This window comes from Actinoplanes lobatus (genome assembly GCF_014205215.1).
Lineage (GTDB): Bacteria > Actinomycetota > Actinomycetes > Mycobacteriales > Micromonosporaceae > Actinoplanes > Actinoplanes lobatus.
This window is the reverse complement of record NZ_JACHNC010000001.1, coordinates 3,540,271-3,560,151: the sequence shown is the minus strand read 5'-3', so window position 1 is coordinate 3,560,151 and position 19,881 is coordinate 3,540,271. Positions and strand designations below refer to the sequence as shown.

At 69.5% G+C, this 19,881-nt stretch carries 24 protein-coding genes and 1 tRNA gene; 24 read left to right on the top strand and 1 reads right to left on the bottom strand.

The window, feature by feature from the left end; all coding sequences use genetic code 11:
- Positions 1 to 23: 23 nt before the first annotated feature.
- From BJ964_RS16695 to BJ964_RS16655, 9 genes are all read left to right on the top strand, one after another.
- Positions 24 to 527: a helix-turn-helix domain-containing protein gene (locus tag BJ964_RS16695; RefSeq protein WP_188121515.1), complete on the top strand. Its 504-nt coding sequence runs from the start codon at positions 24 to 26 to the stop codon at positions 525 to 527.
- Entirely contained in the window at positions 524 to 1,807 is a 1,284-nt protein-coding gene (locus BJ964_RS16690) for a PBSX family phage terminase large subunit (protein ID WP_203832669.1), read from the top strand. Before BJ964_RS16695 ends, BJ964_RS16690 begins: the two co-directional genes overlap by 4 nt.
- 15 nt (positions 1,808 to 1,822) lie before the next feature.
- On the top strand, positions 1,823 to 2,038 hold the full coding sequence (locus BJ964_RS16685; RefSeq protein ID WP_188121514.1) for a helix-turn-helix domain-containing protein: 216 nt from the start codon (positions 1,823 to 1,825) through the stop codon (positions 2,036 to 2,038).
- Complete coding sequence (locus BJ964_RS16680; protein ID WP_203832670.1) at positions 2,025 to 2,246, top strand: Acb2/Tad1 domain-containing protein; 222 nt, start codon at positions 2,025 to 2,027, stop codon at positions 2,244 to 2,246. Before BJ964_RS16685 ends, BJ964_RS16680 begins: the two co-directional genes overlap by 14 nt.
- Before the next feature lie 3 nt (positions 2,247 to 2,249).
- Complete coding sequence (locus tag BJ964_RS16675) at positions 2,250 to 2,453, top strand: hypothetical protein (RefSeq protein ID WP_188121513.1); 204 nt, start codon at positions 2,250 to 2,252, stop codon at positions 2,451 to 2,453.
- A 70-nt stretch (positions 2,454 to 2,523) separates the two neighbouring features.
- Positions 2,524 to 2,635 (top strand) — tRNA-OTHER (locus tag BJ964_RS16670).
- A 73-nt stretch (positions 2,636 to 2,708) separates the two neighbouring features.
- Positions 2,709 to 4,328: a phage portal protein gene (locus BJ964_RS16665; protein WP_188121512.1), complete on the top strand. Its 1,620-nt coding sequence runs from the start codon at positions 2,709 to 2,711 to the stop codon at positions 4,326 to 4,328.
- A 3-nt stretch (positions 4,329 to 4,331) separates the two neighbouring features.
- On the top strand, positions 4,332 to 7,535 hold the full coding sequence (locus BJ964_RS16660; protein ID WP_188121511.1) for a phage minor capsid protein: 3,204 nt from the start codon (positions 4,332 to 4,334) through the stop codon (positions 7,533 to 7,535).
- Positions 7,532 to 7,675 carry a hypothetical protein gene (locus BJ964_RS16655; protein WP_188121510.1) on the top strand — a complete coding sequence of 48 codons (144 nt, stop codon included), beginning with the start codon at positions 7,532 to 7,534 and terminating at the stop codon, positions 7,673 to 7,675. Before BJ964_RS16660 ends, BJ964_RS16655 begins: the two co-directional genes overlap by 4 nt.
- Here BJ964_RS16655 and BJ964_RS16650 read toward each other — a convergent pair whose 3' ends face one another.
- Positions 7,676 to 8,317, bottom strand: coding sequence for a hypothetical protein (locus BJ964_RS16650; protein ID WP_188121509.1), 642 nt, complete (start codon positions 8,315 to 8,317; stop codon positions 7,676 to 7,678). It abuts the gene before it with no gap.
- 111 nt (positions 8,318 to 8,428) lie between these two features.
- On the opposite strand from BJ964_RS16650, the gene BJ964_RS16645 reads away from it, so the two are divergent.
- The 15 genes from BJ964_RS16645 to BJ964_RS16575 all read left to right on the top strand — a co-directional run bounded on the left by BJ964_RS16645 (position 8,429) and on the right by BJ964_RS16575 (position 19,871).
- On the top strand, positions 8,429 to 9,133 hold the full coding sequence (locus BJ964_RS16645; RefSeq protein ID WP_188121508.1) for a hypothetical protein: 705 nt from the start codon (positions 8,429 to 8,431) through the stop codon (positions 9,131 to 9,133).
- A 28-nt stretch (positions 9,134 to 9,161) separates the two neighbouring features.
- Positions 9,162 to 10,220, top strand: coding sequence for a major capsid protein (locus BJ964_RS16640; RefSeq protein WP_188121507.1), 1,059 nt, complete (start codon positions 9,162 to 9,164; stop codon positions 10,218 to 10,220).
- Positions 10,221 to 10,223: 3 nt separating this feature from the next.
- A complete protein-coding gene (locus BJ964_RS16635) occupies positions 10,224 to 10,565 on the top strand; it encodes a hypothetical protein (protein ID WP_188121506.1) in 342 nt (113 codons plus the stop codon).
- Positions 10,562 to 11,161, top strand: a complete 600-nt coding sequence (locus tag BJ964_RS16630; protein ID WP_188121505.1) for a hypothetical protein — start codon at positions 10,562 to 10,564, stop codon at positions 11,159 to 11,161. Before BJ964_RS16635 ends, BJ964_RS16630 begins: the two co-directional genes overlap by 4 nt.
- A 70-nt stretch (positions 11,162 to 11,231) precedes the next feature.
- Entirely contained in the window at positions 11,232 to 11,564 is a 333-nt protein-coding gene (locus tag BJ964_RS16625; RefSeq protein WP_188121504.1) for a hypothetical protein, read from the top strand.
- A complete protein-coding gene (locus BJ964_RS16620) occupies positions 11,561 to 11,950 on the top strand; it encodes a phage tail fiber protein (protein ID WP_188121503.1) in 390 nt (129 codons plus the stop codon). The genes BJ964_RS16625 and BJ964_RS16620 overlap by 4 nt, the downstream gene beginning before the upstream one ends.
- Before the next feature lie 24 nt (positions 11,951 to 11,974).
- Positions 11,975 to 14,047, top strand: a complete 2,073-nt coding sequence (locus tag BJ964_RS16615) for a DUF4082 domain-containing protein (RefSeq protein WP_188121502.1) — start codon at positions 11,975 to 11,977, stop codon at positions 14,045 to 14,047.
- Positions 14,048 to 14,063: 16 nt separating this feature from the next.
- A complete protein-coding gene (locus BJ964_RS47965) occupies positions 14,064 to 14,744 on the top strand; it encodes a hypothetical protein (protein WP_229807230.1) in 681 nt (226 codons plus the stop codon).
- A complete protein-coding gene (locus tag BJ964_RS16605; RefSeq protein ID WP_188121501.1) occupies positions 14,741 to 15,094 on the top strand; it encodes a hypothetical protein in 354 nt (117 codons plus the stop codon). The genes BJ964_RS47965 and BJ964_RS16605 overlap by 4 nt, the downstream gene beginning before the upstream one ends.
- Before the next feature lie 3 nt (positions 15,095 to 15,097).
- Positions 15,098 to 15,463 carry a hypothetical protein gene (locus BJ964_RS16600; protein WP_188121500.1) on the top strand — a complete coding sequence of 122 codons (366 nt, stop codon included), beginning with the start codon at positions 15,098 to 15,100 and terminating at the stop codon, positions 15,461 to 15,463.
- A gap of 1 nt (position 15,464) precedes the next feature.
- Complete coding sequence (locus BJ964_RS16595; RefSeq protein WP_188121499.1) at positions 15,465 to 15,917, top strand: minor capsid protein; 453 nt, start codon at positions 15,465 to 15,467, stop codon at positions 15,915 to 15,917.
- 9 nt (positions 15,918 to 15,926) lie between these two features.
- Entirely contained in the window at positions 15,927 to 16,679 is a 753-nt protein-coding gene (locus tag BJ964_RS16590; protein ID WP_188121498.1) for a phage tail tube protein, read from the top strand.
- Between the two features lies 1 nt (position 16,680).
- Positions 16,681 to 17,190 (top strand): DUF7426 family protein, encoded by a 510-nt coding sequence (locus BJ964_RS16585; RefSeq protein WP_188121497.1) that lies wholly within the window; start codon positions 16,681 to 16,683, stop codon positions 17,188 to 17,190.
- Positions 17,190 to 17,405: a hypothetical protein gene (locus BJ964_RS16580; RefSeq protein ID WP_188126988.1), complete on the top strand. Its 216-nt coding sequence runs from the start codon at positions 17,190 to 17,192 to the stop codon at positions 17,403 to 17,405. Before BJ964_RS16585 ends, BJ964_RS16580 begins: the two co-directional genes overlap by 1 nt.
- A gap of 9 nt (positions 17,406 to 17,414) precedes the next feature.
- Entirely contained in the window at positions 17,415 to 19,871 is a 2,457-nt protein-coding gene (locus BJ964_RS16575) for a phage tail protein (RefSeq protein ID WP_188121496.1), read from the top strand.
- Positions 19,872 to 19,881: the final 10 nt, after the last annotated feature.

The window sequence follows — 19,881 nt, the reverse complement described above, 5'->3', positions numbered from 1 at the left end:
CCCGCACCCCAAGGCAGGCACCCATGGCAGGCGGACGATACAAACCCATCACCCAGCAGGAGCGGGACCGGATCTTCGCCCTCCACAGCGACGGCCTCTCCTGCGCCGCGATCGCCCGCGAGATCGGGCGAGGCAAAACCTCCGTCGCCCGCCACGCCGCCTTGATGGGCCTATCGTTCGATCGGTTCCTGGTCGCCGAAGCCACCGAAGCCCGCATCGTTGACGCCAAAGCCCGCCGTGTCGCCCTCATGCACCGCCTCCTCGACGAGGCCGAACGCCTCCTCGACCGGGCCAACAAGCCGTACAAGGTGTGGCGGCTCAGCAACGAGGGCGATCTGCTCACCGGCATGCTCGACCTGCCCGACGCACGCGACCAACGCGACCTGGTCCAAGCGGCGGCCACGGCGATCGACAAGAGCCTGCGCCTGGAGGACCACGACCGCGACACCGGCAACGCCGACGACAAGAGCATGCTCACCGACCTGCGTGAGGGCCTGTCCAAGCTGTTCGCCGGCCGCGACACGTGACCAAGCTCGACCTGCGTGAGCTGCCGGTCTCCGAGAAGCAGATCCAGTACCTCGTCGAGTCGGACCGGTTCGTCAACCTCGCCGAGGGCGCCATCCGGTCCGGCAAGACCGCGTCGGGGCTGCTGCGCTGGCTGATGTTCATCGGCGACCCGAAGACCCCGACCACCGGGGATCTGCTGGTCACGGCGAAGACGTATGACACTGCGGTCCGCAACATCTTCAACCCGCTCCGGGACACCAGGCTGTTCGGGCCGCTGGCCAAGGCCACCAGCTACACGCGGGGCGCGTCCACGGCGAAGATCCTCGGCGAGACCGTCGAGGTAATCACCTTCAACGACGCCAGCAGCGAGGAACGCCTCCGCGGAATGACTTGCCGCGGCGCGTACGTCGATGAATGGTCACTGATGCAGCAACCGTTCCACGAGCAGCTCCTCGGCCGCTGCTCCGTCGACGGCAGCCAGATCTTCGGCAACACCAACCCCGACAACCCGATGCACTTCTTGAAGACCGAAGGCATCGACCGTGCTCAGCCGGGCGGTGAGCTGGCCGGCGACTGGTACGTGCTGAAGTTCCTGCTCGACGACAACCCAGTCCTGTCGCAGAAGGTCAAGGACAGGTATCACCGGCAGTACAAGGGGTTGTACTTCAAGCGGAACATCCTCGGTCTGTGGGTGATGGCCGAAGGAGCCATCTACGAGTCGTGGGATCCGGCTGTGCACGTCGTGAAGACGCTGCCCCCGATCCGCCGATGGGTGAGCCTCGGCATCGACTACGGGACGGTCAATCCGTTCGCCGGCCTCATCCTCGGCGTCGGCGACGACGGGCTGCTCTACCTGGCGCGGGAGTGGCGCTGGGACTCGAAGAAGCAGATGCGGCAGCTCACCGATGCCCAGTATTCGGCCAGGCTGCGGGAGTGGCTGGAGCAGTTGCGGATCTGGCCTGACTGGGTGTGCGTCGACCCGTCCGCCGCCTCGTTCAATCGCCAGCTGTTCCACGACGGGTTGACGCCGACCAACGCAGACAACGCGGTCGAGGACGGCATCCGCCTCGTCGCCTCCCTCCTCGCCGAAGGCCTGCTCCGGGTGCATGAGTCGTGCGAGGGCTGGATCCAGGAGTGCCCCGGCTACGTCTGGGACCCAGACGCGGCCCTCAAAGGCGAGGACAAGCCGATCAAGCTCATGGACCACTCGATGGACGCCGGCCGGTACGCGATCAAGACGCCCGAGGTGCTGTGGCGGCCGCTGATCCGGGAGATGCCGGGCGTGCTCGCCGCAGCCTGACCCGAGGAGCCCCCGATGCCCGCACCCCCGCTCTTAAAACCTGCCGAGGTTGCCTCGGTGTTCGGCGTCGCCCCGAAGACCGTGTGGCGGTGGCAGCAGGAGAAACGGTTGTCCGCCGTGGTCACGCCGGGCGGCCACCGCCGATACCCGACCACCGAGGTCAAACGGCTGGCCAAGCAGGCCGGCATCAGCCTCAAGATCCTAAATAGGAGCCTTCGTGGACTCGTCTGATCTGGCCCGCCGGTTCGCCTTCCACCCGGCCACCACACCGGAGCGGCAGGACGCGCACGTCAGCGTGCGGGTGGCGTGTGGCGACCTGGCCGACCACCTCAACGCGCTGCTGCCGGAGGGCCGGGAGAAGGCGCTGGCGATCACCAACCTGGAGCAGGTCATGTTCTGGGGCAACGCCGCCATCGCCCGCCAGCCGGACCAGGAGTAGCCCGTGGACCTGCTCAAAGAGGCCAGCCAGCTCGCCGCCGACGAACCGGACGAGGTGCGCGCCGCCGCCCTGCTCATTGCCGCGCACATCCACACCGGCTCCGACGTCCCGCCCGGGGCACTCGGCCTGCTGGTGCTGGAGGACGCGAAGGCGTTCGAGGAGTACATCCTCACCGGCAAGGTCATCGACCCGCGCAAACGCGTTTGATCTCCGCCGGTCCTCGCCGCAGTCCAGGCGAGTCGCGCCCTACAGCGGCGCGGTGAGGACCGGCGGCCATGGGGAGGTAGCTCAGACGGTAGAGCGCCAGCCAGACCCCGGCGCGAGTGCGCGCTGTATCGCCGGGGCGAAGGGGCTGGAGGTCGCGGGTTCGACTCCCGCCCACCCCACCAGGTTGTAGGCCCTCGGCCTTCGTATGTGCGGCCGGACCGCGCACCCCACGCCGCATCACCCGAAGGAGGCCCGGTGCCGATCCCCACCGAAGGCGCCTGGCCCCCCGTCGAGTACGCCCCCGCCTACAGCGCATACCGCGACTGGGATGCCTGGCTGGACGGGTCCGCCGACAAGCTGCGCGCCGTCTACCGCTGGCGCGACGCCTCTGGCCAATCCCTCCCACCCTCCCAGCGGGCCCGGTCCAGCCAGTACGCGGGCGGTCTTGTTGGCACCATCTCCCGCTGGCTGTGGGGCAGCCCGCCCCCGACCGGCGCCCGGGACGGCCGGCTGCACATCCCGCTGCCTGCGGATCTGGCGCGCACCGCTGCGGACCTGATCTTCTCCGAGCCCCCGGCCATCACCTCCGAGACCGCCGCAGTGCAGGAGCGCCTGGAGCAGCTCGCGGAGGACGGCCTCCACACCCTGCTCCTCCACGCCGCCGAAGCCGCGAGCGCGCTCGGCGACGTCTACCTCCGCCCCGTCCGGGACCCGGAGGTCTACAGCGACCGCGCCTTCCTGGCGACGGTGCATGCCGACGGCGCGATCCCGGTCATCCGCTGGGGCCGGCTCCTGGAAGTCACGTTCTGGTCCGTCCTTGCCCAGGACCGGGATCGCGTCGTCCGACTCCTCGAACACCACGAGGTGGTGAACGGGGCCGGACGGATCGTGCATGCCGTCTACGAGGGCACCGCGGACAAGCTCGGCCGCGTCGTCCCGTTGGCCGAGTACACCGCGAGCGCTCACCTGGCGGACCTGGTCGACGCCGACGGCGCCGAGCCGACCGGCTTGGACCGGCTCGACGTGGTGCGGATCCCGAACGCCGGGCCACAGCGACAGTGGCGCACCATCGCCGGGCTGAAATACCTGGGCAGGTCGGACTTCGACGGCAATGAGCCGATCTTCGACAACCTCGACGAGGTGTGGACCAGCTGGATGAGGGACGTCCGCCTCGCCAAAGGCCGGCTCGTCGTCCCGGAACACATGCTCCAGTCCAACGGCCGAGGCCAAGGCGCTACCTTCGACGCCGACCGCGAGGTCTGGTCCAGCGTCAACACCATGATCAAGAGCGACGCCAGCCTCACCCAGCAGATTTCGGCGCACCAGTTCAACATCCGCTGGCAGGAGCACAAAGAGACCGCGGATGCCCTCGTCGAGCAGGCACTCCGGCACGCAGGCCTATCCGCGCAGACTCTGGGCGGGGACGACGGGGTCTCCGCCCAGACCGCCACCGAAGTCCAAGCCCGCGAGCGGATGAGCTTCACCACCCGCGGCAACCGGATCTCCGGCGCGTGGCGTCCCGGCATCGCCCAGGCCGTGGAGCTCCTCCTGGAGTACGAGCAGGCCTGGAGCCTCGCCGCCGCGGTCACACCGGAGCGACCATCCGTCGAGTTCGGCGACTCGGTCAGCGAGGGCCCGGAGACCATCGCCCGCGTCGTGCAGCTGCTCAACGCAGCCTCCGCCATCTCCATCGAGACCAGCGTGCGCATGGTCCACCCCGACTGGGACGACGACCAGGTGGACGAGGAGGTGGCGCGGATCAAGGACGACCAGCAGGCCGCCATCAGCGTCGAGGACACACTCGGCGCTCACGCTGGCCAGCAGCCCGGCGACGACCAGGACGAGGACGGCCAGGCGGAGGACCCCGAGGAGTAGGCGATGGCGGTCGACCCGGAGCAGATCGAGGAGATCGTCCGGGAGACCGTCGACCTGTACCGGGCTGCTGAGCAGGCCGTCCTGGAGCAGGTCACCCAGCGCCTCGCCGAGGGCCTCGACGCCCCCGACTGGGCCGTGCGACGGCTCGGTGCGCTATCCACGCTGCGAACCAGCGTGGAGCGAACCTTGGCCCTGGCGCTGCGTGCTGGTGCGGCCGCGATCCGGACCGCCCTGGCCGCCGCCTACCGGGCCGGCTCGGCGTCGGCACTGTTCGGCATCCCCGCCCGGCTGCTGCCCCGCGACCCGGACGCCGCCCGGGCGCCCGCGGTGCTTGCCGAGATCCCGCGCGCCAGCGTCCTCCACAACTTGGCCGCGGCGCTGGTGCAGGACATCGGCGAGCGCAGCCAGAACGTGCTCCGGGACGTCCTCGACGCCTACCGGCGGGTCATCGCCCAGGCCACCGCGGCATCCGTGGCCGGCGGCATCACCCGCCGCGAGGCGAGCCAGATGGCCTGGGCGCGGTTCGTCGACCGCGGCCTCACCAGCTTCCGCGACGTCAGTGGGCGCCGCTGGCGGCTCACCTCCTACGTCGAGATGGCCTTGCGCACCGTCACTGCCCGCGCCGCTGTGCAAGGCCAGACCGACCGGCAGCAGCGCCTCGGCTTGGACCTGGTCATCGTCAGCAACGTGGCCGGCGAATGCGAGAGGTGCAGGCCGTACGAAGGCGGCATCCTGCGCATCGGGCCCGGCCCGACCGGCGACGTGACCGTGCCGCACCAGATCACCGGTGAGCCCGTCGACATCGAGATCCGGGCCACGGTGGAGGCTGCCCGCCGGAACGGGTTTCAGCACCCGAACTGCCGTCACAGCCTCCGCGCGTACCTGCCCGGTGTGACCAAGCTGCCCCCGCAGCCCACCGCCGACCCCGAGGGCGACCTCGCCCGGCAACGCCAGCGGGCCATCGAGCGCAACATCCGCCGCTGGAAGGAACGCGAACAGGCCGCGCTCACCCCGGAGGCGAAGGCTGGCGCGAAGGCCCGGGTGCGGAAGTGGCAGAACGAGATGCGCGAGCACCTCAAGGCCAACCCGGCGCTCAAGCGGCTGAGCTACCGGGAGCAAATCGGCGCCGGCAACCTGCCGCCGACCAGGGCCTCATCACCGGCTCCGGCCGAGGCAGCCCTCAACGTCCTCGCCGATAAGGCACGCCAGGCCCAGGCGGAGCAGGAGCGGCTGGCGAAGGAGACGGCCGAGCGCGAGCGCGCGGAAGCCGCCGAGCGCGAGCGTGCCGAGCAGGCCCGCCGCGAACAGGAAGCCCGGGAGAAGGCGGAACGCGAGCGGGAAGCACGCGAGCAGGAGGAACGCGAGCGGCAGGAGCGTAAAGAACAGGAAGAGAAGGCCAGCCTCACCCCAGAGGACGGTCGGCCGGTGACGTGGCCGAAACTGTGGCACACCGTCTCATCCTCCGAAGTCGCAGCCAGCGTGCGCCGCAACGGCCTCCTGGTCGGCGACGGAAGCACCAACGGCGCGCACTACGGCATCGGCCTCTACCTGTCTACCGACAAGCACGCCGCCGACCGCTACTTCAACGGCATGCACGACGCCGAAGACCGCGACGAAATGATGTTCACGGCCCAAGCCCGAGTGCAGAACCCGTTCCGCGTCGACATGGACCCGGACGAGAGCAACGGCCCGAGCGTGCTGCTCGCCAAGATGGTCGAGGTAGGCCTGGCTGAGCCTGGCGAGCGCCTGTCTCCGCAGGAGATCACCGCCCGGATGCGGGCCGCCGGCTACGACAGCATCTACATCCACCAGCCGGTCATGGACCCGGTCTGGGGCGACGATGTCGGCGGCAGCCAGCTGGTGGTGTTCGACGCAGCTGACGTGAAGCTCACCGATGAGGTTGGTGCTGGTGAGAATGCGTTGCCACCGCTGCCGGGATCTGAGAGCGCTGGACCGGAAGCCGATCAGGCCACGCAGCCTGTGGCCGATGAGCGCGCCGAAAAGGAGGCCATCCTGGCTGCGGCGCCGCTCGGCCTCCGCCGTAGCAGTGGCCCGAAGCTGAAGAAGGCCCAGGAGGAGGCGCTACTCGCTTACGGCGGCGCCTTCTACACGTCGATCAACGGTGCTCTCCGCGGCGGACCTACCGTCGACGAACTCGACGAGTTGATCGCCAAAATCGACTCGGCCATGGCTGCGTCTCCGCTGAGCAGGGACGTGACCGTCTGGCGTGGCATCGGCAGCGGCCGCATCTTCGGCGACCGGGTGACCGGGGATCTCACTGGGTTCGCCTGGCGTGAGGATGCTTACGCATCCACCTCCGCATCCCCAAAGCTGGCTGACCTCTTCGCCCGCCAGCGTCGGCACGAAGGCGTCACCGGCACCCTGATGCGGATCACCGTCCCGGGCGGAACCGGCGCCGTAGAGGTGTCTGGCGTCGACGCCGAGTCCGAGCTGCTGCTCCAGCATGGCCTACAACTGGAGGTCACCAAGGACCACGGCGTGGTGGACGGTGTACGCCGGCTGGACGTGACTGTCGTGCCCGCGCCGGAAACGAGTATTGACCGCGACGACAGCACGGTCAGCGGCGAGCAGGCCGCCGCCCAGGAGCAGACGTTCGACGAGCGGCTCGCGACGGCAACGGCCGGCAAAGACGCCTTGGCCGCCGCGCCACTGAACCTGGTACGCAAGAAGACCGCGCCCGGAGCGCAGCTCACCGCACCACAACGGTCCGCGCTGAACGACTACAAGAAGATGGCCTACGCGACCATCAACGCTGTGCTTCGGGGTACCACCGACCACCCCAGCGCGGTTGCTTCCGCGACCCCGAAGATCGACGCGATCGACTCGGCCATGGCCGACTCAGCCCTGACCTCTGACGTGCTGATCTACCGCGGACTCGGCAGCGTGCGCCAGTTCTTCGGCCGTGACCGTGCAGCCGAGGATTTGACGGGGGCAGAGTGGCACGAGCTCGCCTACGTTTCCACCACGACGGCGGAGCAGACGGCGGTCAAGTTCGGTGGGGGCAGCGCGTCGAAGGGTGACGGCCTGGTCCTGCGCATCCTGGCGCCGAAGGGCACCGGCGGGGTGACTCTCTCGGCTGCCGGGTATGAGTCGGAGATCCTGCTCGAACGTGGCCGGTCCTACCGTGTCGTCGCCGACCATGGTGTGGTGGACGGTGTGCGCCGGCTTGATGTGGAGATGCTGTGACTGTCGAGGATGACGATGCTGCGGCGCGGCTGGAGGCGATGCGTCAGCGGCAGGATGGCGACTACGAGCCGCCGATCCTCGCCGAGCCGCGGGGCGGTCCGATCCCGGTGTGGGCCCCGGAATCGGACGCCGAGGGCTGATCAGCCCGGGTCCACGATCTCCCCGGTCGGCGGCGTCTGGGGTGCGTTGGCCCACTCACCGCCCGGGTAGGGCGTCCGCTCGGCCGGAGGAACGCTGTCGGGCTGCTTTTTGCCCGGCGTCGCAGGGATGGCGGGTGTTGCCGGAGTGGCTGGCGTCGTAGCCCGCAGGTCAGCGGTGGTGGTCACCTTGACCCCGGCCACTACGGCTGTCGCCTCGGTGGTCTGCTCGACGTCCATCGTGTGCTCCCTCGACCCGGCGGCGGCCGGCTTGTTCTGGCAGGCCTGATACGCCTTCTTGTAGCCCTTGCTGGCGGCGATGTCGCCCTTCACCACGCGGAACGGCTGGCCTTGGCGCGCGTAGCCGGCCGGAGCACCGGTGGTGGCGTCGACCGACCACAGCTTGGTGCCGTCAGCGCAGTCGTGCGCGCCGATGAACTGGATGCTGCCCTGCTTGTTGGTGCAGCCGGCCTGCTCGTCGTAGCTGGTGACGACCTGGCCGGGCTTGAACACCTCCGCGCACGTGGGCAGCACTGGTGTCGCTACCGGCGCCGGGGTGTTGACGATGACCTGCGCCGGTGCCGGGCCTGAGCATCCGGCGATCGCGATCAACCCGATCGCACTCATGACGTGACGTGCCCTCATCGATCCTCCTGTGTGGGGGCGAAATGACGGCGCACGGTAATGACCGTCAGCCAAGGGCTGACGGACAGCAGGTCCGAGCGGACAAGGTGCCGCCGATGCCAAGGAGTACCCATGTACCGCACCCGTCGCCGTGCCCTGACCCTGATGTCCGGAATCTGGTCGGCGCCTCGACCGCCTCGGGGCGGCTGGCACCGCAACGATCCGGGCGACGGCGGAGGGGACGGGTCCGCCGGTGGCGGCCCTGCCGCTGGCGGCGCGAACGACGGCGCCGGTGACGACGACAAGCCCGATGGGCCCAAGTTCACCGGCGACTTCGACGCCGACAAGGCCCGGGCGGCGATCACCTCCGCCCGCGACAGCGAGAAGAAGGCCAAACAGGCAGCCAAAGACAGCAGCGACAAGCTGGCCAGCGTGCTCAAGGCGCTCGGACTCGGCACGGACGGCAAGGCCGATCCGGAAGACCAGGTCCGGCAGCTCACCGAGCGGGCAACCGCGGCCGAGCAGCGGGCGAACGCCCTGGCCGTGAAGTCGGCCGTGCGTGACGCGGCTGACGAGCACAAGGCCAACGCCGCCGAGCTGCTCGACAGCCGCAGTTTCACCGACCAGCTCGCCAAGCTGGACCCGGCCGCCTCCGACTACGGCGACAAGGTCGCCGCGCTCGTCGCGAAGGCGGCTAAGGACAACCCCGCGAAGTACGGAACGGCTGGCGCCAAGGGCGGCACGAGGTCCGGCAGTAGCGACCACACCGGCGGCGGAGGCACACGTACCCGCCCCGCCGGACTCGGCGCCGCAATCGCGGCCCGCATGCAGCAATAGCCCTCTGACCTGACAGGAGGTAGCCCAGGTGGCTATCACTCTCGCCCAGGCCCAGGTGAACGTCCAGGACGACATCAACTTCGCGGTGATCGACAACCTGCGGCGCTACTCCTGGGTCCTGGACCAGATCGTGTTCGATGACACGGTCAACCCCACCGGCGGTGGCACGTTGACCTACGGCTATACCCGCCTCACCACGCCGCGGTCCGCTGCATTCCGTGCCATCGGCAGCGAGTACACCGCCGGACAGGCGCAGCGCACCCGCTACGACGTCGACCTCAAGCCACACGGTGGCGCATTCACGATCGACCGGGTTTTGGCGAACCTCGGCCAGGCGGCCACCAACGAGGTCACGTTCCAGATGCAGCAGCTCCTCACCGCCACTCAGCAGAAGTGGCTCGAAGAGCTGATCAACGGCGATGTGGCCGTGGACGTCAACGGCTTCGACGGCTTGGACAAAAGCCTCACCGGTACCGCCACCGAGTACGACCCGCTCGACCACTCCGTCACGGCCGGGTACCTGGACTGGACCCAGGCCACGGTCATCACCCAGGCGCTGGCCATGGCCGGTCTGGACCACCTGGACACGTTCCTGTCCGGGATCACCCCGTCGAAGACCGGCGGCGGCGACCTCGGTGCGGCCGGCGCGCTGCCGCCCGGCGTGAAGGCCATCCTCGGCAACACGCGCTCCATCACCCGCATCCGCGCTCTGGCGCGCTGGGCCGGGATGTACACGGCGGAGAAGGACGACCTCGGCCGGAAGATCGAGCGGTACGGCGACTGGGCCTTGATCGACATGGGCAACGGCATGACCGGCGCCAACCCGATCATCCCGATCTATTCGGCCGACGCCGACGAGGGTGGCGGCGGCAGCACCATCACCAACCTGACCGACATCTATGCGGTCACGTTCGGTCTGGATTCGTTGCACGCCGCGTCGGTGGCCGGCAAGCCGTTGACCGAGACGTGGATGCCCGACTTTTCCACCGCCGGTGCGCTCAAGTCCGGCGAGATCGAGATGGGCCCGACCGCGGTGGTGTTGAAGAACACCAAGAGCTGCGGCGTGCTCCGGAAGATCAAGGTCTGAACCATGCCCCGATACCGCATCAAGGCACCCACGCGGGTCACCGGCCTGGTCGTCGGTGTGCTGTTCAACCAGGGCGTCGCGGAGGGTGAGCCGTCCCGGCAGGCGCTGGCGTACTTCGGTCGCCACGCCTACCGGGTCACCCGGCTCGACGAACCCGCGCCCGCCCCAGCACCCGCGGACGACCCGGCCGACCCTGACGCGCCGAAGCGGCCCGCCAAGTCCGCGTCCAAAGCCGACTGGGTCGCCTACGCGGTCGCCCAGGGCGTCGACCCCGCCGAGGCCGAAGCACTCACCCGCGACCAGCTCGCCGAGCGGTCCGCCGAGCCCGAAGGGGACGCAAAGTGACTGTTCACGGTGACTTCACCGGCAACATCCGCGACGAGATGGGTTCGTTCGTGGCGCAGTCCCGGGAGCGGTACCCCGGTATCGACCCGACGGACGACATGTACCGGACCAACATGCCCCGCCGGGCGGCAGTCTCCAACGCGTCCGTGCTCACCACCCAGGTCCTGTCCACGGTGCCGATCTACCTGTTCCAGGGCGACACGGTCACCAGCATCACCTTCGTCAGCGCCACCACCGCGGCCTCCGTACCGACGAACTGGTGGTTCGCGCTGTACGACCCGGACGGGGCGCTGGTCGGCCAGACCGCCGACCAGACGTCGACCGCGTGGGCAGCGAACACGAAGATGACCAAGGCGCTCGGCACGCCGGCCGCGATCACGGAGACCGGCTGGTACCGCGCCGGAATCATGGTCAAGGCCACCACCCCGCCGACCCTGGCCGGTGTGGCTCTGCACAACGCGGTCGAGTCCGCGGCGCTCATCAGCGGCGAGCTCATCCTGTCGGCGACGTCGGATTCATCGCTGACCGACACCGCGCCGGCGACTCTCGGTGCGCTCACGGCGATTGCCGGTGTGCCGCTCTGCATTCTGACCTGATCTCGGTGCGGGCCTGGTCCTTGGCTGATCTGGCTGGGCCCGCACCGTTCCAACCGCCCTGGAGGGGCTGATGCACAAGAACATCGGCGGCGACCGCCCGACCAGGGTGTGCGACACCTGCGGCCTGGTCGACGACCACCCCCGACACACGATCGGCGCGGACCCGGGCCGGGACGACCGCCCGGGCCAGGACGTCATCGCGATCGTCCTGGGCAGCGACCACAGCCCGGAGATCAAGGCGCTGGCGGTCGCTCAGCTGGTGGAGCCGGGTCTCTACCGGCACCTGGACTGTTGCCGGGCCGTGGGATGCCCGGACGGCACCTGCAACACGCAGACGGCAGGGGCTGAAACCCTGCGCGGCGGTGCGCTGCTGACGCACCTGGAAGGGCTGGTGTCGGAGTGACCACAGGGCTGAGCACGACGTACGCGGACTCGGTGCTGAACGTCAGGCGGGCGACCAACTTCACGGCGTATACGGCGCACGCGAAGCTGCACACAGGTGACCCTGGAGCTGCCGGGACGAGCAACGCGAGCGCGGAGACGACGCGGAAGGCGTTGACATTCGCGGCGCCATCTACGGTGTCGACGAACCGGTCGAGCACGGCGACGGCAGTGTCGTGGACGTCGTGGTCGGCGGGCTCGGAGACGATCTCCCACATCAGCGAGTGGGATGCGTCGTCGTCCGGCAACTTCATGTCGTCCGGGGCGCTCGCCAGCAGCAAGGCAGTCGCGAATGGTGACACGTTGACGGTCACGGTGACGGCTACGCAGGGCGGCCTGGCCGCCTGACCCACCAAGCCCCGGGGAGCCTGGATGCCAGCCACCAGCACTGTCACCGACACCTTCCCGGGGCCATCCCTTTCGGTGCCGCCATGGGACAACTCCTACGGCGCCGACGTCTCCGCTGGCCGCGGCCGGGTCCCCGTCTCGCAGACCGGTGGCACACCCGACTTCGCGGGCATCCTGTCCGAGGCGATCTACAGCCTGGACACCGTGTATGCCGAGGTCACCGCCGCGGCGGCTGCTGGTGCATCGGACTATTGCCTGACCAGGCTGGCGGTGCTGTCGATCACCGACGGCACCAACCTGGCGTGCAGCATCGACGCGGTCAGTGGTGATCTGCGTTTCGAGTCCAACGTCGGCTACTTCGATGGCGGCGCGGCGTCGGTCACGTACTCGGCCACTACGCACAAGTGGCTCAAGATCGAAAAGACCGGCGGGAACATCGTCTGGAGCACGGCGCCGGACGGTACGACGTGGACCTCCCGGCGCACCCTGGCCGCACCCGTGTGGACGTCCGACACCGATCTCCGGCTGATCTTCGAGGCGCAGCGCGGCAGCGGCACAGCCAACTTTGCGTTTGTCGACAACTTCAACACCCTCGGCATCCAGAGCGGCAGTGGCACTCTGGCCGGCACGGGCACGCTCACCGGCACGGCCACAGCGGACCGCGCCGGAACAGCCACTCTCGCCGGCACCGGTGCCCTGGCTGGCACAGCCGTCCTTACCGGCGTCGGCACGGCCACCATGACGGGCACCGGCGCACTCGCGGGCACGGCCACCCGAGACGCCATCACCACCGCCACGCTCACCGGGACCGGTGCACTCACGGGCACGGCGGCCCGGGAGACCAGCACCACGGCGGACCTGGCGGGCACCGGCACGCTGACCGCTACCGGCGTACGCACCCAGGAGGCGACGGCCACGCTCGCCGCTACCGGCGGCCTGACCGCAGCTGGCGAACGAACCCAGGCCGCCGCAGCGACGCTGGCCGCCACTGGCACTCTGACTGCCGCCGGCGAACGCGTCCAGGAGGCGACAGCCACGCTGGCGGCGACTGGCGCCCTGGCCTCCAGCGGCCTCCGTACCACCGACGCCACCGCCACGCTGGCTGCGACCGGTGCGCTCACCGCCGATGGGGAGATCCCGGGCCAGGTCCAGCATGTGTTCACCGACCAGGTGCCGACCATCACGGACGCCGACGACGGCACACCAGGCATCACCTTCGGCACCACCGTCCGGGCCACGGTCGACGGCTACGCCACCGGTGTCCGCTGGTACACCACCGACACGGTCAGCGGCACCTACATCGGGGCGCTCTACCAGGTCGACGCCGCCGACGACCCCACCCCCGCCGGGACGGAGCTGGCGCAGAAGACGCTGGCCGGGCCCCCGAGCGCGGGCGGCTGGAACAGCATCACCTTCGACAGCCCCGTGCCCATCACTGCCGGGGTTCTCTACCGCCCCGCTACCCACTCCAGCGCCGGCCGGTACGTGTACTCGGCGGGCGTGCACGACAGCGACATCGTCAACGGCGACCTGGTCGCTGATGCCGCCGGAGACGACCCGGCCGGGCTCGGCACGCTGAGGCAGGCCACGTTCACCATCGGCGTCGGGCTCAGCTACCCGGCCACCGGAGCCGGATCGAACGGCGGCTACTTCGTCGACCTCGACTTCGTCGCCGGGGATACCCCCGTCGAGGGTTCCGCCACCCTGGCCGCGACCGGCGGGCTCACGGCGGCCGGAGACCGTACCGCGGTCACCACGGCCACCCTCGCCGCCACCGGGACCCTGACCGCCGCTGGCGAACGGGTTCAGCCAGCGACCGCGGTGCTGGCCGGCACTGGCGGGCTCACCGCCACCGCGACGCTGACCGCGGTCGACACCGGCCTCCTCGCCGCGGTCGCAACCCTCACCGGCGTCGGCGCCCGGGAGACCAGCACCACAGCCACACTGGCAGCCGTCGGGACCCTGACCGCCACCGCCACCGTGGTGCCCCCGGTCGTCTCCTCCCCGACCAGCACGCTCCGCACCACGTCCAGGCCACCCACGCTCTCCACAGCCTCCCGGCCCAGGACGCTCTCCACCGGACGACCACCGACCTGACCTCCTGGAGGCGCCCGTGCCCAGATACGTGTTCGGCGCCGGGGTGAACCTGGAGCACACCGTCTACGACCGGGACGGGGCGCTCACCGCCGGGGCCACCGTCGTCTTCACAGCCACCCCGGCGACCGGCAGTCCCGTGGTCCCCGCGGTCTCCACGCCGTCCACGGGCGTCTACCGGGCCGCCACGTTCGCCCCCGGGAGCACCGGCCAGTGGACGTACAGCGTGTCGGTGTCCGGCCCGGTCACCGACATCGTCTACGGGGCGTTCGCGGTGGTCGACGGGAGCACGCTCACCACCCCGCCCACCGGTGCGTACGCGAGCCAGGCTGACCTGTCCAACATCCTGTCCCCGCTGCCCGACAATGCGGACACCCTGCTCATCCGGGCAGCCCGGGAGATCGACCGGGCGCTCCTGTGCGCCGTTTACGACGTCGAGAACGCGGACGTCATCGCCGCACTCAAGCAGGCCTCACTGGAGCAGATCGCCGGCGCCCAGCAGGACGGCGACAGCACCGGCCTCGGCGGAGTCACCACCACGGCCACGAACTTCACCATCGGCAAGATCCAGGTCACGAAGGCGTCCGGCTCCACTACCCCGGTGCCGCGTACGAATGGGCTCGTCGACCAGGCGTGGCTCACCCTCCAGACCGCCGGGCTGACCGGGCAAGGCCCCGGAGAGCGGTGGGTGAACTGGTGACGTGGGAAGAGTTCGTCGCCGCCAACATCCCCGACGCGATGGCCACCGCGGTCACGGTGCAGCAGTACACCGGCTCCGGCGCCTACGGCGACACCTACGCGGACGCCATCGACCTCACCCCGTGCGTGATCGAGGACGTCCGCCGCGCTGTCGTCGTGCAGACCGTCGACGCGTACGGCAGCGAGCACCTCAGCAGCAGCACGGTGTTTGCACCGCTCAACCCCGAGATCAAGCCGGGCTCCCTCGCCGTCATCCCCTGGCGATCCCGCCCGGCCCGGATCATCGCCGTTGCCCGGCTGCTCGCCCCCGGCCTCGCCCTCCCCGAGCACCAAGAGCTGAGTCTGGAGTAGCCGGTGGACGTCGAGCGTGGCGACTCCTTTGAGCTGAGCTGGGACGACGACCGCATCCTCGCCGCACTCACAGGCGCCTCCATGGACGGCCTCGAGCTGGCCGCGGAACACCTGCTCCAGGTGTCCTCAGCTCTGGCCCCGTTGGAGGAGGGCGACCTCGAGCGGTCCGGCGAGGTCAGTACGGACGCCGACGAGCAGGCCGCCGCAGTCTCCTACGACCGCCCCTACGCCGCACGCCAGCACGAGGAGCTGACCTGGCGCCACGATGCGGGCAGGCAGGCCAAATATTTGGAGGAGCCCATGAGCACCGAGCGGGACACCATGCTCGCCCTGCTCGCCGGCCCGCTCCGCGACACGATCGGAGACTGAGGTGGCCACAGGCGACGGCTGGACCAGCCGGCTACTGACCGGCCTCGCCGAGCACCTGGCCGACGCCGACATCGGCACCTGGGACCCCACCGGCACCAGCTACGCCGACGACGACACAGCGATCGCCATCCGGGCCATCCCCGACCAGCCGGACCGCCTGGTGACGATCACCGCGTACCCGGTCGGCACCAACCTGCCTGGGCTGGCGGACCACCGCACCGGCGTACAGATCCGCCTCCGCGCGGGCCCGGACCCGCGGGACTGCGATGACCTGGCCGACGCCGTCTTCGACGCGCTCGACGGCGCGTCCGGTCTGGTCTGGGGCGATATCCCGGTCGTCAGTGTCAGCCGCACCTCGTACACGTCGCTCGGTCAGGACGGCTCACGTCGCTGGGAACGAAGCGAGAACTTTTTCGTGGATGCCATGCGGCCCACGGCGAACAACACCGACTAGGAGGCTCGCATGTCGACCACACCCACCACCCGCGTCACCGACCTGTCCCGCACACACCGACTCGACATCGACACCGCCACCTACCCCACGTCCTCCTACTTCCAGTTGATGGGCATCGAGGAGCTCAAGCTCGCCGAAACCGTCAGGACCGAGGACGACGAGGCGTACGAGGACGACGGCGCCGAACGGGATGCGGTGACCGGGTACGGCTGGCAGTTGGAGGTCAAGCTGGCCTACTCGACCACCCTGACCGGCTCGGCCATCGACACCCAGCACGCCTTCCTGCGGGCCAAATTCAAGGCGCTGCGTGCCGCATCGGCGCAGGCCTGCGAGTTCGGGGCGCGCATCTACAACCGCGACGGCCTGGACGACGGCCACTCCAGCGAGGGCCGGGTGTATGTAAAGGAATGGAAGCAGTCGGGCGGTAAGGGACGCCGGGTCATCGACATCGTCCTCAAGGGCCAGGGCGGCTTGAGCGACATCACCAACCCGGCAGGCTCTGCGCTCCCGGCGATCACCAGCCTGTCGCCGGCTACGGCCGGTACCGCCGCTGGTGGCCTGATCCAGATCTTCGGATACCAGCTCACCGGTGCGACGGCCGTGACGTTCGGTGGCGTGGCCGCGACCAACTTCGTGGTCGTCAACGACGGGCTGATCGTGGCGACGAAGCCCGCACTCACGGCTGGCACCCGGGACGCGGTCGTCACCACACCGGCTGGTGCCAGCCCGAACACGACCGCCGACGACCTGGTGATCAGCTGACGTGGCGACCAAGCTCGGCGCCCTCAACGAGTTCTTCTCGCCAGGGCTGGTGCTCACGGCCCCCGACCGCGACAAGGTCCAGCGGGAGTACACGATCCCGCTGGCGTCGGCCGAGCTCGGCCTGTGGTGCCGCACCATCGCGACCGCCCGAAGCCGGGAGGACGTCGACGAGGCGGACCTGCCCGAACTGCCGGGCAAGATGACCTTGGCTCAGCGGGTCCTCGGTACCGCCTACGACGAGATGGTCCGGGACGGCGTCCCGGACGCCTACATCGAGTTCTGCTCGGCGACCGCCTTCATCTGGATCAGCGTCGGCGAGACCGAGGCCGAGACCTACTGGCTGGCCGGTGGCGACCCAAATGTCCTGCGCCCGGGGAACAACCGGGCGGAGAAACGGGCACTGGAGCGGGCTGGCGGGACCAGTACGGCCGCGGACGGCGAGACGAAGCCACCGGCCTCTACGAGTGGTACGACATCCCGCCCGAGGCGCAAGAGCCGTCGGGGCCGGTAATCACCTGGGAGCAGCTGCTCTCCCACTGGGCGCTGATCGAGGCCGACCTCCACAGCGAGTACGGCGTGGACGTCGAGGACCGGGCGCTGATGCGTGCCCGGTCCTGGCGGTGGCTGCAAACCCGGATCGTGCAGCTGCTCAGCGAACCCAAGACCCGGATCGCCCGCGCCCTCCGGTCGCCTGCCGAGGAGCACGAGCCCGTCGACGACGAGTAGGAGGCCGGGATGGCACTCAAGCTGGGCGAACTGGTCGCCATCCTCCGCACCGACAATCGGCAACTGGAGAAAGGCCTCGACGACGGGCGGCGCAAGGCGCGGCAGACCGGCCAGGCGATGGAGGGCGACGCGGCCACCGCGGCGGCCGGCATCGCTCGCCGGTGGGGCGATGCCGGCCGCCGCGGTGGCGAAGAGTTCACCCGCGGCGCTGACGGCAGGTTGCGGGACGGACGCGGCCGGTTCGTGTCCGCTGGTACCGAGTTCGGCGACGCCCTGAGTCAGGGCATCGGCGCTGGCGCCAGGGTCGCGGTGGGCTCGCTGCAAGACGTCCAGTCGGGTCTGTCACAGGTGGCGGGCCCGCTCGGCACGATCGCTCCGATGATCGCGGGGGTCGGCGCCGCGGCCCTGTTTGCGGCGCCGGCGATCGGAGTTTTCGGTGGGATGCTCGGCTCGTTGCCCGGGATCATCGGCGGGCTCGGCGCGCTCACCGGCGTGCTGGGGCTGGGCTTCATGGGGCTCGACGACGCGTTCAAGAAGACCGGCGGCAGCGGCGGATCTGGTGGCGCGATGGTCGACACTGCCTACCAGATCGCCCAGGCCGAACGCCGGGTGCGCGACGCCAACGAAGAGGTGCTGGCCAGCCAGGAGAACCTGACCCGCGCCCGTCAGCGAGCCAAGGAAACCCAGGACGATCTTCGGCGGGCTGAGGAACGCGCGGCCGAAAACCTCCGCGACCTGGCCTCCGATCTGGAGGGCGCTCAGCTGTCCCAGGAACGGGCAGCCATGCGCGTCACCGAGGCCCAGGCCGAGTACAACAAGGCGTTGGGCAAGGGCGATCCGAAGGCGATCGTCGAGGCCGATCTGGCGCTACGGGAGGCCAAGCACTCGGCGAAGGAGGCAGCAGACCGGGTCGAGGATCTCGGCCAGGAGCAGGCCGAGGCGGCCAAGAAGGGCGTCAAGGGGTCGGACGAGGTCAAGGCCGCCCAGGAGCGCCACCGGGCCGCTACCGACGAGGTGGCGGCCGCCCGCAAGCGGGAGCGGGCCGCGGTTGAGGGCGTCGCCGATGCTGAGCACGCCCTGGCGCAGGCCCGGAAGTCCGGCGGTGGTGGCGGAGGTGGCGGTGCCGGCCAGGCGATCACGAAACTGGCGCCGGCCGCTGAGGCTGCTGTCCGGGCGATCAAGAAACTGAAGCCAGCGTTCGAGGAACTGCGGCTTCACGTGCAGGAGAAGTTGTTCGCCGGGGTCGGGCCGCAGATCACGAAGCTTGCGGACGCGTGGAAGGGCACGCTCAAGGAGCGGCTCGGCAGCATGGCCACTACGGTCAACGGGATCTTCCACACTGCGGCCGAGTCGGCATCCAAGCCCAAGTTCATCGAGAACATGAACACCGGGATGGCCGCCTTCGAGCGGCTGGTCGGAAAGGTCGGAGGGGCGCTGTCCGGCCCGTTCGTGGATGCATGGGGACGTCTGAGTGCGGCTGCTGCTCCGTTCATCGATGCCCTGGGTGACGAGTTCAGCGGGCTGATCAAGGACTTCTCGACGTGGATCCAGGAGGCCGACGACAGCGGCAAGTTGGAGTCGTTCTTCAAGACCGCAGCTGGGTTCTTCCGCCAGGTGATGTCCATCGGTAAGACCGTGGTCGGGATCGTCGGCGAGCTTTTCGGCATCATCTGGGGCAGCGCCGAGGAGAAGAATCCCCTCGATAGCTTCCAGGGCGCGTTGGAGAAGGTCCGTGCCTGGTTGGCGGATCCGGAGAACCAGAAGAAGATCCAGGATTTCTGGACGAAGCTGACGGACTACACCAGCAAGTTCATCGAGCTGATGGAGAAGATCGGTCCGATCGTCGGGCCGGTGATGACGGTGGTGGGTGTCGCCGTGGATCTGGCCGCCGAGAAGATCGAAGCGATCAAGAACGTGATCGGGGCAGTCGGCGACGCCATCTCCTGGGTCGGGAAGAACGCGCCGAAGTGGTGGCAGAAGGTGAAGGACGCGGCGGGCGCGGCCAAGGACTGGGTCGTGGGCAAGTGGGACGCCATGATGACCTGGTTCGAGAAGCTGCCGGGCAAGATCTCCAAGAAGGCGTCCGGCATGTGGAACGGCATCAAGACGGCGTTCAAGTCGGCGATCAACTACGTGATCGACGGCTGGAACGGCCTCAGCTTCGGGATCCCCGGCGGCAGCTTCATGGGCATGTCCTGGCCACCGATGCGCCTGGATACCCCGAACATCCCGCGCCTGGCTCAGGGCGGCATCGTGCCGGCCACACCCGGCGGACGCCTCGCCGTCATCGGCGAGGGCGGCCAGGACGAGGCGGTCATCCCACTCAGCCGGCTCCAGCAGATGCTCGGCCGCACCGTCCTGGAGCTACGCAGCAGCGGTTCCGCGGTCGATGACTTCCTCATCGAGATCCTGCGCGGCGCGATCAAGCCTCGCGGGGGCAACGTCCAGGTCGTCCTCGGCCAATAGCAGGAGGTGC

What these genes read in the sequence shown, in the direction of transcription:
- BJ964_RS16660 (WP_188121511.1), top strand. Translation starts at nt 4,332, where the DNA reads ATGGCGGTCGACCCGGAGCAGATCGAGGAGATCGTCCGGGAGACCGTC.
- BJ964_RS16575 (WP_188121496.1), top strand. Translation starts at nt 17,415, where the DNA reads ATGGCACTCAAGCTGGGCGAACTGGTCGCCATCCTCCGCACCGACAAT.
- BJ964_RS16645 (WP_188121508.1), top strand. Translation starts at nt 8,429, where the DNA reads ATGTACCGCACCCGTCGCCGTGCCCTGACCCTGATGTCCGGAATCTGG.
- BJ964_RS16635 (WP_188121506.1), top strand. Translation starts at nt 10,224, where the DNA reads ATGCCCCGATACCGCATCAAGGCACCCACGCGGGTCACCGGCCTGGTC.
- BJ964_RS16625 (WP_188121504.1), top strand. Translation starts at nt 11,232, where the DNA reads ATGCACAAGAACATCGGCGGCGACCGCCCGACCAGGGTGTGCGACACC.
- BJ964_RS16685 (WP_188121514.1), top strand. Translation starts at nt 1,823, where the DNA reads ATGCCCGCACCCCCGCTCTTAAAACCTGCCGAGGTTGCCTCGGTGTTC.
- BJ964_RS16615 (WP_188121502.1), top strand. Translation starts at nt 11,975, where the DNA reads ATGCCAGCCACCAGCACTGTCACCGACACCTTCCCGGGGCCATCCCTT.
- BJ964_RS16590 (WP_188121498.1), top strand. Translation starts at nt 15,927, where the DNA reads ATGTCGACCACACCCACCACCCGCGTCACCGACCTGTCCCGCACACAC.
- BJ964_RS16695 (WP_188121515.1), top strand. Translation starts at nt 24, where the DNA reads ATGGCAGGCGGACGATACAAACCCATCACCCAGCAGGAGCGGGACCGG.
- BJ964_RS16650 (WP_188121509.1), bottom strand. Translation starts at nt 8,317, where the DNA reads ATGAGGGCACGTCACGTCATGAGTGCGATCGGGTTGATCGCGATCGCC.